The 15,619-nt window shown below is 68.4% G+C and carries 6 protein-coding genes; 4 read left to right on the forward strand and 2 right to left on the reverse strand.

All coding sequences use genetic code 11. The features are described from left to right. Window positions 1-6: 6 nt before the first annotated feature. Entirely contained in the window at window positions 7-4,137 is a 4,131-nt protein-coding gene (gene hrpA / locus KK131_RS15400) for an ATP-dependent RNA helicase HrpA (protein WP_214557606.1), read from the reverse strand. 146 nt (window positions 4,138-4,283) lie between these two features. On the opposite strand from hrpA, the gene KK131_RS15405 reads away from it, so the two are divergent. Continuing rightward, window positions 4,284-4,751 carry a Dps family protein gene (locus KK131_RS15405; protein ID WP_214557607.1) on the forward strand — a complete coding sequence of 156 codons (468 nt, stop codon included), beginning with the start codon at window positions 4,284-4,286 and terminating at the stop codon, window positions 4,749-4,751. Window positions 4,752-4,803: 52 nt separating this feature from the next. On the opposite strand, the gene KK131_RS15410 is transcribed toward KK131_RS15405, so the two are convergent. Next, the gene (locus tag KK131_RS15410) at window positions 4,804-6,774 is read right to left on the reverse strand and encodes an LTA synthase family protein (RefSeq protein ID WP_214557608.1); all 1,971 of its coding nucleotides are present in this window, start codon (window positions 6,772-6,774) and stop codon (window positions 4,804-4,806) included. Between the two features lie 354 nt (window positions 6,775-7,128). Between KK131_RS15410 and KK131_RS15415 the strand changes: the two genes are divergently transcribed. The 3 genes from KK131_RS15415 (at window position 7,129) to KK131_RS15425 (ending at window position 15,615) form a co-directional block, all read left to right on the forward strand. Then, window positions 7,129-9,729, forward strand: a complete 2,601-nt coding sequence (locus tag KK131_RS15415; RefSeq protein WP_214557609.1) for a glycosyltransferase family 2 protein — start codon at window positions 7,129-7,131, stop codon at window positions 9,727-9,729. A 157-nt stretch (window positions 9,730-9,886) separates the two neighbouring features. After that, a complete protein-coding gene (locus tag KK131_RS15420; RefSeq protein ID WP_214557610.1) occupies window positions 9,887-11,656 on the forward strand; it encodes an autotransporter assembly complex family protein in 1,770 nt (589 codons plus the stop codon). Between the two features lie 209 nt (window positions 11,657-11,865). Then, window positions 11,866-15,615: a translocation/assembly module TamB domain-containing protein gene (locus KK131_RS15425; RefSeq protein ID WP_214557611.1), complete on the forward strand. Its 3,750-nt coding sequence runs from the start codon at window positions 11,866-11,868 to the stop codon at window positions 15,613-15,615. Window positions 15,616-15,619: the final 4 nt, after the last annotated feature.

Genomic DNA, 15,619 nt, shown 5'->3' on the forward strand with positions numbered 1-15,619 from the left:
GAAGGTTCAGCCCAGCGCCGCCAGCGCCTTCGCCAGCCGCTTCGCCGAGACCGGTTCGGCGGTCTTCAGCTCCTGCGCGAACAGCGACACGCGCCACTCTTCGATCAGCCAGCGCAGCTCGGCGAGTTCCGCCGCATCGGCGCCGGCGGCGCGGTGCTGCAGGTACGCGCGCCAGTACGGCAACACCTGCAGCATGCGCTGCTGGTCTTTCGCCGGATCCAGGCGCAGGCGTTCGGCGCGCAGGCGCATCGCCCTGAGGTAACGCGGGTAGTGCGCCAGCCGCGCCGGCGGCAAATCGCGCAGGAAGCCTGGAGGGAGCAGCGCGTCGAACTGTTCGCGCAGGTCGTCGTAGCTGGCACGGGCGAAGCCCAGCAGCGGCGGCTGCAGCCACGGCTTGAGTTCGGCCTGCGCCTCGATCACCGGTTCTGCCAGTTTCAGCCGTTCGACACCGGCGCCGAACAGCTCGCGCGAAAACTGTGCGCGCAGCTTCTCGAACGCAGCGGCGGTGCGCACGTCCAGCTCATGCTGTTCGAGCAGGTCGGCGAAGCCGCCTTCGAGCAGGTCCTGGCGCAACCCGTCCACACCGCCAAGCGGTGCGTACTGCAAGGCCAGCGCATTGCCGATCGGCAGGCGCCGGCGCGCCTGCTTCGCCTCGCTGGCCAGCGCATTGCGCAGCAGCCGCACCACGCCTTGCCGGTGCGCCGCGCGCGCCTCGTCGCCGCGCTCGAACACGCGCAACGCCACCGTCTCGCCCAGGTCGACCAGCGCCGGGAACGCGGCGAGGCCGCCGTCGGAACGCACCTGCGCGGGAATCTCCTCGAAATCCCAGCTGCTCACATCTTCGCGGGTCAGCTCGATGTCGGTCTTGCGCGAGAACGCCTCGCGCGCCTGGCCTTCCCACTGCCCGCGCAATGCGGCGAGGTCGCGACTGCCGGCCAGCGTCTTGCCGCGCTCGTCATGCAGGCGGTAGCGCATCAGGAAGTGCGGCGGCAGTTCGACGGCGGCGAAGTCGCCCGCGGCAATGTCGACGCCGGTGGTGCGCTTCAGGAACGTGGCCAGCGCCTTCGCCAGCGATTCGTCGCGCGGCGACTCGGCCTCGGCAAACGCACGGGCGAAATCCGGCGCGGGCACGAAGTTGCGGCGCAGCGCCTTCGGCAGGCCGCGGATCAGTTCGGCCACCTTGTCGGCGAGCAGGCCGGGCACCAGCCATTCGCAGCGGTCCGGCGGCAGCGCGTTCAACATCGCCAGCGGCAGGTGCAGGGTGACGCCATCGGCCTCGTCGCCGGGGACGAAGCGGTATTCGAGTTTGTAGCGCTGCGGCCGCTCCTGCGCATCCTGCGCCCGCGGCACTCGACCATCCATGGCCAGCGGCGGAATCTCCAGGGCGGCGGGAAAAGCCTTCGCATCCAGTCCCGCGCCACCGACCAGCACGTCGTCCAGCGACCAGCGCAGCGCGGCCTGTTCGGCCGGACGCGCCTTGCGGTACCACGCGTCCAGCGCGCGGCTGCTGGCGACGTCCTCGGGCAGCTTGCCCTCGAAGAAGGCGACCAGATCATCCTCGTGACGGATCAAACCCTCGCGGCGCTGCTTCGCCTCGATGCCGAGCGCTTCCTCCAAAACGCGCTGATTCGCGCGCACGAAATCGACGGCTGCTCCTGCACGTCCTGCACCCGCAGCACTTGACCTTCCATGGTCGGCGCTGTCGATGTCTCCGCGCACCAGCGCCTCGCGCAGGAAGATCGCGTGGGCCAGCGCGGGATCCCGTTGCTGGAACGTGACCGGCCGCTTCTCCACCAGCACCAGGCCGAACAGGCTGACCTGTTCGTACGCCACCACGCAGCCGCGTTTCTTCGACCAGTGCGCGTCGCGGCAACTCATGCGCAGCAGGTGCGCCGCCTGCTGCTCGATCCACAGCGGTTCCACGCGCGCATTCGCCATGCCCCACACGCGCCCACCGACGTCGAGGATCTGCGCGGAGAAGATCCAGTTCGGCGGTGCCTTGGCCAGCGCCGAACCGGGGAATACCTGGAACTTGCGCTCACGCGTGCTCTGGTACACGCCCTTTTCGTCCTTGCGGCCGACCTGGGTGGGCAGACCGGCGAGCAAGGCGCGGTGAACCGATTCGTACAGCCGCTCGGCGTCGCTCTCGCTCCCTCCCCTGCTCGCAGGGGAGGGCTGGGGTAGGGTGCCTTTGACCTTAAGAGCTTCACCCCCTCCCAACCTCCCCCTGCGCGCAGGGGGAGGAGCAGAGCGCGCTTCGCCCTGCGCGGAAGGGGAAACATCCAGCTTCCATCCCAACTCCTGCACCACCAGCAGCAGCTGCCGATGCAGCTCGCGCCATTCGCGCATGCGCATGAAGCTGAGGAAATGCCGCGAGCACCAGTCGCGCAGCTTCGACTGGGTCAGTTCCTCGTGGGCGTCGTGATAGGCGCGCCACAGGTTCAGCACGCCGACGAAGTCGGACTTCGGGTCGGCGAACGCGGCGTGCGCGGCGTCGGCCTGCTGGCGTGCATCGCCCGGGCGCTCGCGCGGGTCCTGGATGCTGAGGAAGGACACGATGGTGAGCAGTTCGCGCAAGGCATGCAGCTTCCCGCCTTCCACCAGCATGCGCGCCAGCTGCACGTCGATCGGCAACCGCGCCAGCGTGCGGCCGATCGGCGTGAGCCTGCGCGCATCGTCGATCGCGGATATCTCGGTGAGCCGGCGGAAGCCGTCGGCGACCACGCGCGGGTCGGGCGCCTCCAGGAACGGGAACTCGTCCACCTCGCCCAGCTGCAGCGCCAGCATGCGCAGGATCACGTTGGCCAGCGACGAGCGCAGCAGTTCCGGGTCGGTGAACGCGGCGCGGCCGGCGAAATCCGCCTCGTCGTACAGGCGATAGCAGATGCCCGGCCCCACGCGGCCGCAGCGGCCCTTGCGCTGGTCGGCGGCAGCCTGCGACACCGGTTCCACGTGCAGCCGTTCGAGCTGGCTGCGCTGGCTGTAGCGCTTGACACGCGCGGTGCCGGTGTCGATCACGTAGCGGATGCGCGGCACCGTGAGCGAGGTCTCGGCGACGTTGGTGGCCAGCACCACGCGGCGCTTCACGCCGGGCTTGAACACGCGGTCCTGGTCGCCGGCGGAGAGCCGCGCGTACAGCGGCATGATCTCCGTCTCGCGGTACTGCCGGCGCGACAGCAGCTGGTGCGCGTCGCGGATCTCGCGCTCGCCGGGCAGGAACACCAGCACGTCGCCGCGCGGGTCGTCGTGGGTGATCTCGTCGAGCACCGCGGCGATGTGTTCGGCGCTGCCCTGCTGCATGTCCTTGCCGCGGCCCTGCCGCGCGGCGATCTCGTCCAGCGAGCGCCAGCGCAGCTCGACCGGATACGCGCGCCCTTCCACCTCGACCACCGGCGCGCCGTCGAAATGCTCGGCGAAGCGTGCGGTGTCGATCGTCGCCGAGGTCACGATGATCTTCAGCTCCGGCCGCTTCAGCGCCAGCCGCTTGAGGTAGCCGAGCAGGAAGTCGATGTTGAGGCTGCGCTCGTGCGCCTCGTCGATGATGATGGTGTCGTACGCGCTGAGCCACGGATCGCCCTGGGTCTCGGCGAGCAGGATGCCGTCGGTCATGAACTTGATCAGGCTGCGCTCGGACACCTGGTCGTTGAAGCGCACCTGGAAACCCACGACCTCGCCCAGCGGCGTGCCCAGCTCCTCCGCCACGCGGCGCGCCACCGAGCGCGCGGCCAGCCGGCGCGGCTGGGTGCAGCCGATCATGCCGGCCTCGCCGCGGCCGGCGGCCAGGCACAGTTTCGGCAGCTGGGTGGTCTTGCCCGAGCCGGTCTCGCCGGCGATCACCACCACCTGGTGCTCGCGGATCAGCTTGACGATGTCCTCGCCGCGCGCGCTGATCGGCAGCGACTCGTCCAGCCGGATCGGCGGCTTGGCGGCCACCCGGGCGCGGCGTTTGGCCGCGGAGCGCTCGATATCCGCCACCAGCGCCCCCAACTTCTTCTCGTCCGGCCGGCGCGACAACGCACGCCAGCGACCCAGCAGGCGACCGAAATCGCGGCTGCACACCGCGTCCAGTTTCCGGCGCAGCCGGCGCAGGCCGGGATCGGCGGTGGGATCGGTAGCGGGCGGCTGGGCATCGTTCATCGGACCGCACATGATAGCCGCTGGCGAGCCGCGGACTTGATAGCCCCCGGCTATCGGCTGCATCGGAAGGATTCATTTCACCGCCATCGACCGACCCGCTACTGTTTGCCCATGCAGTCAACCCATCGCAGATTAAGGAGCAGCACATGGCCATTTCCATCGGTATCGCCAAAAAAGATCGCGAGCAGGTCGCCAAGCACCTGTCCAAGCTGCTGGCCGACACCTATTCGCTGTACCTGAAGACCCACAGCTTCCACTGGAACGTCACCGGCCCGCAGTTCAACAGCCTGCACACCATGTTCGAGACCCAGTACAACGAACTGTGGCTGGCCGCCGACGAGGTCGCCGAGCGCATCCGCACCCTGGACGTGTTCGCCCCCGGCTCCTACAGCCAGTTCGCCAAGCTCAGCTCGATCAAGGAAGAACCCGGCGTACCGGAGTGGAAGGAGATGGTGGGCCAGCTGGTCGAAGGCCACGAAGTCGCCGCCGCCACCGCCCGCGACGTGCTGAAGGCCGCCAACGCGGCCGGCGACGACGGCACCGCCGACATGGTCACGGGACGCCTGAAGGAGCACGAGAAGACGGCATGGATGCTGCGCTCGCTGCTGCGCTGAGCGCTGCCGGCAACGCCATGAAGAAGCCCGGCATCACGCCGGGTTTCTTCGTTTACAGCTGTCGCGTCACGCAACATGGCGCCGGCTCCGCCGGCCCGGGCATGTTCGCGGCCGGTGCCGGCACGGGCTGCATGGCCCCGGGCGGCAGCACGTAGCGCTGGTTGAAATACGCCCAGCTCGGCCACAGCGCGTGAGCCAGCGCCAGCCTGTCCAGGGCGGGATCCACCGGCACCGGCGTGAGCGTTTCGCCGTCCGCCTGGTAGTGGAACTGCTCGGCCGGCTGTCCCGGCTGCAGCACCAGCAACTGGTCGCGCTTGAGATAACCGTAGTTGTCGCCGTACTGCATGATGGCGCGATCGGGATAGTGCACGGTGAGGTCGGCGCCCAGCATCGGGTGCACGCTGCTGATGCCGATCAGAGACAGCAGCGTCGGCGCCAGATCGATCTGACTGACGATATGCTCGTCCCGCTGCGCCGGCACGCCGGCACCGAGGATCAGCGCCGGAATATGGAAGTGCCGCACCGGCACCAGGCTGGCGCCGAACACGCGCGAATCGTGGTCGGCCACGACCAGGAACACCGTGTGATCCCAGTACGGCGACCGCTTCGCGCGGGCGAAGAACTGGCCGATCGCCCAGTCGGCATAGCGCGCGGTGTTCTGCACGCTGGCCGCCGGCGTGCTGGCACGGATGCGCCCGGCGGGATATTCCCACGGCGTGTGGTTGGACACGCTGAAGGCCAGCGTGAACTGGCGCTTGTCGCCATCCTGCATCAGCCGGTGGTGCAGCTCGTTGAACATGTCCTCGTCGGAAGCGCCCCACGAACCGACGAAGGTCGGCTTCACCTCGAACTTCGGCTGGTCGACCACCTCGTCGAAGCCATTGCCGAGGAAGAACGACTTCATGTTGTCGAAGTGCGCCTCGCCGCCGTAGATGAAACGCGAGCGGTAACCGAATTCGCCCAGCAGGCCGGCCAGGGTGAAGAAGCCGTGCTGGCTGCGCGGCAATTTCAGCACCGCCTCGGCCGGGGTCGGCAGAAAGCCGGTATTGACCGCCTCCAGCCCGCGCACCGAGCGCGTGCCGGTGGCATAGGTCCGCGCCAGCAGCCAGCCCTCTTTCGCCAGCGCATCGAACTGCGGCGAAAGCTTGTCCCCGCCCAGCGTGCCGATGTACTGCGCACCCAGGCTCTCCTCCAGGATGATCACCAGGCTCAGCGGCTTCGCCGGTTTCGCCGCGGCCTGCTGGTGATGCATGCTGGGGTAGCGCGGGTCCGGCATCGACCCGTCCAGGCCGGCCGCCTGGCGCACGAGGCGCTGCATCTCCTGCTCCGGCATCGGACCGTAGATCGCCGCTGCCGAACGCTCGTTGCTCATGCCGCGGATCGCGTTGATCACGTTGTACAGCGAGTTCAGCGGCAGCGAGTTCACCATGCTGTCGTCGCTGAACGCCACCACCGAAGCGTTCAACGGCCGATGATCGAGCGTGCCCCGGGCCGCCAGAAACAGCACCGCGAACGCCGCCGCCGTCACCAGCGGCCGCAGCCAGAACCTCATACGCGCATCGGCCCGGCGCGTGCGCAGCAGCCGGAAACCAAGCCAGCCCAGCAGCGCCAGCGCGACCAGCCCGGCCAGCAGCACGCCCTTGTAGCCATGCCACAGCATCGCCGACACCTCATGCGGACTGTCGAGATACTCGACGTACAGGCGGTTCGGGCGGGTGTCGTATTCAAGGATGAACTGCGGCGTGGACACCTCCAGCAGCACGAACAGCAGCCACCACGACCGATACCACCAGGCGGTGATGCGCGTGGGCCAACGCCGGTGACCCAGCCACGGCGACAGCAGGGCCGGCCATGCGCAGACCATCGCCAGCAGGCACAGGTCGATGCGCCAGCCGCCGAACAGAACCGGCCACAGGCCATCCGTCGGCTGTACCCGCGGCCACAGCCACAGGCAAAGAGCAAACCGGCTCAGGGTGAGAAAAACGAAGGTGAGTAGCAGGAACCGCCAGGTAAGCTGTCGCAAAAGTGACCCCAGACAGGAAACACCCTGCCCCCTAGGCCGAGCGGCTACCGCTGACGCCGTCGAATCGGCGCGGGCAACCAGCGCGACTCTAGCCCATAAACCCTGTGGATTGCCCGGCGGATGCATCGGCAGCGAGCGACCGCTCGTCGAACAGCCAACCTTCACGACTTTGCAACAGACACCGGCGCGCCGCTCCCGCTGCCGTGGCCAGCTGGCCCTTCCCGTCCGAAAACTCGCGCTCCGGCTGACCTTGCGCTGACCGCGCCCGACGATCTTTATTGAGCCCGATGCCATGGATTGGTTAAGCTCCTCGGGCTTTACCGCCTGTTGCGCAGGCTTCCTCCGGGGATTTTTTTGAGCGCCACCGCAGCAAACCACAACAGCCGGTACCCGCTGCTCACGGCGATCATGCTCGCCCTGATCGTGGCCGCGATGAACATCGGGCTGTGGTGGTACGGCAACCTGCCGCATGGCCCGGACGACTGGCACGGCAAGATCGGTGGCTTCTCGCTGTCGGTCTTCCAGCGCTACCAGAGCCCGTTCAAGCAGGATTATCCCAGCAGCGACGACATCGCCGCCGACCTGAAGCTGCTGCACCGGTACAGCGACCGCGTGCGTACCTACACGATGCAGCAGAACCCGCAGCTGTACCGGCTGGCGCAGAAGGAAGGCCTGAAGGTGATGGCCGGCGCCGAGATCGACAAGCGCCTGGACAACAACGAGCGCGAGATCGAGCTGCTGATCGCCAAGGCGCGCGCCTACCCCGATACGATCACCCGCGTCATCGTGGGCAACGAGGTGCTGTTCCGCAACGACCTGCCGCCAGAGCAGATGATGCTTTACCTGGACCGGGTGCGCGCCGCCGTGCACCAGCCGGTATCGATCGCCGAGCCGGACTACATCTGGCTGAAGTACCCCGAGCTGGCCCAGCACGTGGATTTCATCACCATCCACCTGTTCCCGTTCTGGAACGGCATCGCGCGCAAGGATGCCGTGCCTGCCGCGCTCGGTGCCTACCAGCAGATCCGCCAGCGCTATCCGGACAAGCCTGTCGTGGTCGGCGAGATCGGCTGGCCATCGAACGGCGACCGCCACGAGTACGCGGACCCGTCGGTCTCCAACGAGGCGATCTTCATCCGCGACTGGATGAACGCGGCCAAGGCCGCGCACATCGACTACTATCTGCTCGAAGCGTTCGACCAGCCGTGGAAGGAAGCCCTGGGCGAGGGCCGCACCGGCGCGTACTGGGGCATGTTCAATGCCGACCGCCAGATGAAGTTCCCGCTGACCGGCCCGGTCACCGAAGATACCGCGTGGCCGTGGAAGGCGCTGGCAGCGAGCCTGCTGGCGCTGCTGCCGATGATCTTCTTCGCCCGCCGCTTCAGTCGCTTCAAGCTGATGGGGCGGCTGTTCTTCTGCATGCTGATCCAGCTTGCCTGCGGCCTGATCACCTGGTCGGCCACGCTGCCGTTCAACTTCTACCTGAGCTGGGTCGACTGGACCATGCTCACGCTGCTGTTCCCGGCGCAGATCGCGATCCTGGCGATCCTGCTGATCAACGGCTTCGAATTCACCGAGGTGCTGTGGCGGCGCGAGTGGATCCGCCATGCCGGCATGCTGAAACCCGATCCGCCCGGGAAGCAGCCGTTCGTGTCGATCCACCTGGCCTGCTACAACGAGCCGCCGGAGATGGTGATCGTCACGCTCGATTCGCTGGCCGCGCTGGACTACGCGAACTTCGAAGTGCTGGTGATCGACAACAACACCAAGGACCCGGCGGTGTGGCAGCCGGTGCAGGCATATTGCGAGAAGCTGGGCAAGCGCTTCCGCTTCTTCCACCTGGCACCGTGGCCGGGCTTCAAGGCCGGCGCGCTGAACTTCGGCCTGAAGGAAACCGACCCGCAGGCCGACGTGGTGGCGGTGATCGACGCCGACTACGAAGTGCGCGCCGACTGGCTGGCCACGCTGACCGGTTACTTCCACGACCCGAAGGTGGCCGTGGTGCAGTGCCCGCAGGCGCACCGCGAGTTCGAGCACAACGCGTTCCGCCGGATGACCGCGTGGGAATACGACGGCTTCTTCCGCATCGGCATGCACCACCGCAACGAGCGCAACGCGATCATCCAGCACGGCACCATGACGATGGTCCGGCGCAGCGCGCTGGAAGGCACCGGCGGCTGGTCCGAGTGGACGATCTGCGAGGACGCCGAGCTGGGCCTGCGCCTGATGCACGCCGGCTACGAGCTGGTCTACGTCGACGAGCTGATGGGCAAGGGCCTGACCCCGGCCGACTTCAAGGCGTACAAGAGCCAGCGCTACCGCTGGGCGTTCGGCGCGATGCAGATCCTCAAGGGCCGCTGGAGCTGGATGACCGAGCGCGGCCCGCTCAGCGCCGGCCAGCGCTTCCACTTCCTCACCGGCTGGTTCAGCTGGTTCGCCGATGCGCTGCACCTGGTGTTCACCCTGATGGCGCTGTTCTGGACCGCCGGCATGGTCGCCTACCCGCAGTACTTCAGCCTGCCGATGCAGCTGTTCCTGATCCCGGTGATCGGCTTCTTCTTCGCCAAGGCGATCTTCGGCATCGTGCTGTACCGCGCCCGCGTGCCGTGCGGCTGGTACGACACCTTGATGGCCTCGCTGGCCAGCATGGGCCTGTCGCACGCGATCGCCCGCGGCATCCTGCACGGACTGACCCGCGAGAAGACCTCGTTCGTGGTCACCGCCAAGAGCCGGCGCCTGGGCGGCAGCAACTTCGCCGCGTTCGCGCCGGTGCGCGAGGAGCTGCTGATGGCGATCGCGCTGGGTTTGTGCATCGTCGGTATGGCGCTGGGCTACGGCACGCGCTACATCGAAGGCAGCTTGTGGATGTTCATCCTCGCCGCGCAGGCGATCCCGTACGTCTCGGCGGTCATCGGCGCGTGGATCGCGCACAGGGCGGGCGACAAGGCGGGCTGATGCGGCCTGCTGATGCGGCCTCGGGCGCATCGGCAAATCGAACACGACGCTCCGGCTCCCATGCCGCGATGACCAGCGCGCATTCATGCGAAGCCCACCTCGACTTGGGTAAGCTGCCCCCACCCCGTGAAGACGCCCCGAGGATGGAACCCCACGCATGCGCCGACCCCGCCGACGCCTGAGCCTTCTGCTGCTGTTGCTGATGGCATCGCAAGCCCATGCCGGGGTGCGACTGGTGCTGGATGGCGTCGAGGATCCGCTGAAGGCGGCAGCGATCTCCGCTGTCGAATTGTCGCAATACGCGACCCGCGAAGTCAGCGATGCGCAGGTGCGGCGCCTGTACGAGCGTGCCCCCGGCCAGGTGAAGTCCGCGCTGGAGCCGTACGGCTACTACGACGCCACCGTCACCGGCGACCTGCAGCAGGTCGGCAAGGACTGGCGGGTTGCCCTGCACGTGCAACCGGGCGAGCCGGTCAAGGTGACTGCCGTCGAGGTGCAACTGGACAAGGAGGCAGCGCAGCTCGCCCCGATCCGCCGTGCGAAGCGCGCGATCGAACGGCTCAAGGACAAGCCGCTGAATCACGGCGCCTACGACGCGGCGCGCGACGCGCTCGGCGCGCAGCTCACCGCCAACGGCTTCCTCGATGCCCGCCTGCTCACCCATCGGGTCGAAGTCACCCGCGCCAACCACAGCGCGGCGGTCAAGCTGGCGTGGCAGGCCGGCCCGCGTTACCGCTATGGCCGGGTGCACTTCGACGGCTCGCAGTTCAAGGAAGGTTTTCTCGATCGCTACGTGCCGTTCAAATCCGGCGACTACTTCTCGCAGAACCAGTTGCTGGAGCTGCAGCAGGCGCTGAACGGCGCGGACTATTTCGCGGTGGTCAACGTGCTGCCGGACGTGGACGCGGCGAAGGGCGGCGTGGTCGACGTCACCGTGCAGCTGGCGCCGGCCAAGCGCACGATCTACACCGGCGGCCCGTTCATCGGCACCGACACCGGATTCGGCGTGCGTGGCGGGATGGAGCGGCGCTGGGTCAACCGGCGCGGGCACAAGTGGAAGAACGAACTGGTGGTGGCGCAGAAGCTGAAGACGCTGTCCACGCTGTACTCGATCCCGCTGCCCGGCGACAACCAGCGCAGCTACAACGCCGGCGCCAACTTCCGCGACGCGAACACCGCCACCTCGCAATCGCGCACGCTGGAACTGGTCGGCAACGAGACCCGCCAGTGGCACGGCTGGACCCGCACCCTGGGCGTGCATGCGCTGTCCGGCACGTTCACCGTGGGCAAGCGCGGCAACGAACCGGACAACACGCCCGGCATCGAACACGGGCGAAGCACGCTGGTGTTCGGCGAGGCCGCGCTGACGCGCAAGCAGGCCGACAACCCCGATTTCGTGCGAAGCGGCTGGCTGCTCAGCGTGGCCGCGCGCAGCACCGCCGGCAGCCTGCTGTCCGACGCCAGCTTCAGCCAGGTCATCGCCGACGCGAAATGGATCCGCGCATTCGGCACGCGCGGCCGCAACCGGCTGATCCTGCGCGGCAGCGCCGGCACGACCTGGACCAACGACTTCGCCGCACTGCCGCCGCAACTGCGCTTCTTCGCCGGCGGCGACCGTTCGGTGCGCGGCTACGGCTACCAGTCGATCGGCCCGCGCAACAGCACCGATCGCGTCATCGGCGGCCGCAACCTGCTGGTCGCCAGCAGCGAGGTCGAGCACTACTTCACGCGCAACTGGGGCATGGCGGCCTTCGTCGATGCCGGCAACGCGTTCAGCGGCACCGACTACCGGCCGAAGATCGGCGCCGGCCTCGGCCTGCGCTGGCGCTCGCCGGTGGGCATGATCCGCGTCGACCTGGGCACGCCGATCCACGACGATCGCGCGCACGGCATCCAGCTGCACCTGGTGATCGGACCGGATCTGTGAACGGTCGCCGCAGGCAGCTGCTCACAGGCGATCCACGGATGGATCGCACGCGCATCGACCACGGCGTGGTCGATGCGGCGGAGCCGGGTCCGTGCGGACCCGGCGAGTTGCAAAAGGGCAGGACTGCCCTTTTGCAACTTTGAGTAAAAGGCTGGGTCCCGAAAAGCAAAAAGCGCAACGACTGAGGAAAAACGGAAGGCATCGGACTCATGAAGTGGTTCAAGCGCATCGCCATTGCATTCGCCGCACTGCTGCTGCTCGCGGCGGCGGCGCTGTGGTGGCTGCTCGGCACCGGTTCCGGCCTGCGCTTCGCGCTGGCGCGGGCGCAGGCCGCCACCGACGGCGCGCTGCACGTGCAACAGGCGCAGGGCCGCCTGCTCGGCCCGCTCGACCTGGCCGGCATCCGTTACGACGACGGCAAGGGCACCGTGGCGACCGTGGCAAAGGCGCATCTGGACCTGCGCTTCTGGCCCTTGCTGGCCAAACGCCTGCATGTGCTCGCGCTGGACGTCGATGGCGTCGAGATCGCCCTGCCGAAACCGTCGGAGACGGCCTCATCCAGTTCCGGCGGCTTCTCGTTGCAGCCGCCGATCGAACTGATCCTCGACCGCGTGCACGTGGGCACGGTGAAGCTGACGCAGGATGGCCAGCCGCTGTTCGCCTCCCATCGGCTCGACCTGGCTGGCAGCTGGACCGACCGCGGCATCGAACTGCGCCAGCTCGTGCTGCAGGCGCCCGACGGCCACGCCAACCTGGATGGCAAGCTGGCGATCGGCACGCGTTACCAGGGCAACGGCAAGGCCGCCTTCGCCTGGAAGCTCGGCGGGACAAGCTACGTCGGCAGCCTCGATGCGCACAGCGATGGCCAGCGGGCGCAGCTCGACCTCGGGCTCACTGCGCCGGCCGTGGCCCGACTGCAGGTGGACCTTATCCAGTCCGGCGACTACGCCTGGACCGGCCGGCTCGACGCACCACGCTTCGACCCGAAACCGCTGTTGGGCGACAGTTCGCTGAAGGCGCTGGCGCTTGCCGTGCAAGGCCATGGCGACCGCCACGGCGGCACGCTCGACGGCCGGCTCGATCTCAACGACTACCAGCTGCTGCTGCAGCCGCTGCGTGCGCAGTTCAGCCCCGATTTCGACACGCTGACCCTGCAGCAGCTCAAGCTCGGTTCGCCGCAGATCAAGGGCAGCGTGGAAGCGAGCGGCACCGTGCAACTCGCCGCCAAGCCGCTCAGCGCCGCACTGGATATCCGCTGGAACGACCTGCTGCTGCCGGCGGACCTGGCCGGCCAGGCACTGGCCAGCCGCGGCGCGCTCAAGGCCAGCGGCAGCGCCGATGCATACCATGCCGAAGGCGACGTCGACATCGGCCCGCCGGGCAAGCTTGCGAAGCTGGCGCTGAACCTGGACGGCACGCCGCAGCTCGTCACCCTGCACACGCTGCAACTGAAACAGGCACAAGGCGGCCTGCAGGCGCACGGCACGCTGACCCTGCAGCCGACCTTGGCCTGGCAGGCCGAAGCGAGCGCCGACAAGCTCGACCCCGGCCAGTTGTTCGCCGGCTGGAGCGGCGCCCTGGATTTCGACATCGCCAGCAACGGCAGCCTGCCGCAGAACGGCCCGGACGCCACGCTGGAGATCCGCCAGCTGGCGGGCAAGCTGCGCGAACGCGCGGTCAGCGGCCGCGGCAAGCTGCACCTGTCGTCCAATGAAGTGGTCGACGGCCAGCTCGACCTCGCTTCGGGCGGCAGCACGGTGAAACTGGATGCCCGCCCCGGCGCCAGCAACGATGCCGACCTGCAACTGGCGATCGCCTCGCTGGGCGACTGGCTGCCGGATGCAAGCGGCCGTCTGGACGGCCATTTCAACATCCGCGGCATGCGGCCGAAGCTCAGTGTCAACGGCCAGCTGCACGGGCAGGCGCTGGCCTGGCAGCAGCAGAAGGCCGACACGCTGCGGCTGATCGTGGGCATTCCCGACATCAGCCATCCGGCGGGCAAGCTGGATCTGCAAACCGGCAACGCGTACCTGCAGGGCCTGCTGTTCCAGCATCTCAACCTGCTGGCCGAAGGCAGCCAGGGCGATCATCAATTGCGTGTGGATGCCCGCGGCACCCAGCTCTCCGGCGAGCTCGCCCTGCACGGCGCGCTGAAGGGATCGGCCTGGAACGGCACGCTGTCCATGCTCGACCTCGAACCGCAAGGCATGCCCGGCTGGCGCCTGCAGCAACCGTCGCAACTGAGCTACAACGACGGCGCGATGAGCCTGTCCGAGCTGTGCCTGAGCGCCGGCGACCCGCAACTGTGCGTGGCCGCGAAGCAGGACAAGCCGGGCAACCTCGACGCCAGCTACCGGCTGCAGGCGCTGCCGCTGGCGCTGCTGCTGAACGCCAGCGGCAACGCCGACCTGCCATTGCGCGCCGACGGCGTCATCGAGGGCAGCGGCAAGCTCCGCCGCAGCGCCGCCGGCGCGCTCAGCGGCAACGCCTCGCTCAGCTCCGCGCAGGGAAGCGTCAGCTACACCGACCGCGCCGACGAGCCGCTGCTGCGCTACGACCAATTGCGCGTGGACGCCGACCTTGCGCCGACCGGCCAGCGCATCGCCGTGCACGGCGGGCTCGACGACGGCGGCCGCATCGACGGCCAGCTCACGATGAGCGGCGCGCAGCAGACGCTGGGCGGCCAGCTCGACCTGCGCCTGAACAGCCTCGCCTTCGTCGAGCTGTTCAGCGGCGAGGTGGCCGGCGTCAAGGGCAACGTCGACGGCAACTTCCGCTTCGGCGGCACGCTGAAGCAACCCGCGGTCACCGGCCAGGCGAACGTGCGCGGCTTCGCCGCCGAGGTACCGTCGGCCGGACTCAAGCTGAGCCAGGGCCAGCTCACGGTCAGCACCACCGACGCGCGGCAGTTCCTGATCCGCGGCAGCGTGCAATCGGGCAAGGGCAGCGTGGCGATCGACGGCAACGCCGGCCTCGGCGCCGATGCCCGGACCAGCCTCACGCTCAAGGGCAGCCAGTTCACCGCCGCCGACATCCCCGCCGCCAGGGTGGTGATCTCGCCCGACCTGACCGTGAAGCAGGACGCCGACGGCATCGACATCGGCGGCGTGCTCGGGATCGACAGCGCCGACGTGAATGCCGAAAAACTGCCCGGCGCCGGCGCCACCCAGGCCTCGCCCGACGTGGTGGTGGTCGATGAGAAGCAGCAGCAACAGGCCGCCAGCAAGCTGCCGATCCGTGCCCTGGTCAAGGTGGATCTCGGCCGCAGGACGCATATCGTCGGCATGGGTCTGGACGGTCGCGCCAGCGGCGTGCTCACGGTGGTCGAACGCCCCGGCCGCGCCACCACGGGCCAGGGCCAGATCGCGGTGGACGGCACCTATCGCGCCTACGGCCAGAACCTGCAGATCCAGCGCGGCCAGCTGCTGTTCGCCAGCACGCCGATCGACAACCCGGGCCTGAACATCCGCGCGGTGCGCAAGCTCAACCCGAACGCCACCATCGACGAAGGCCAGGAAGTCGGCCTGCTGGTCTCCGGCACCGCGCAGCGGCCGATCCTCACCGTGTTCTCCAACCCGGTGATGGAGCAGTCCGACGCGCTGTCCTACCTGGTCACCGGCAAGCCGCTGTCGCAGGTGAAGGGCGGCGAAGGGGACATGGTGGGCGCGGCCGCGCAGGCGCTCGGCTCGGCCGCCGGCGACCTGCTGGCCAAGAGCATCGGCTCGAAGCTGGGCGTGGACGACGTCGGCGTGTCCAGCAACGAGGCGCTCGGCGGCAGCTCGGCGTTCACCGTGGGCAAGTACCTGTCGCCGCGGCTGTACCTCAGCTACGGCGTGGGCCTGTTCGAGCCGGGCGAGGTGATCACCCTGCGCTACCGCCTCAGCAAGCGCTGGAACTTCGAGGCGCAGCAGGCCACCGAGTTCAGCCGCGCCAGCTTCAACTACCGCATCGAGAAGTAGCGCT

The sequence above is a fragment of the Rhodanobacter sp. LX-99 genome (assembly GCF_018599185.1).
GTDB lineage: Bacteria > Pseudomonadota > Gammaproteobacteria > Xanthomonadales > Rhodanobacteraceae > Rhodanobacter.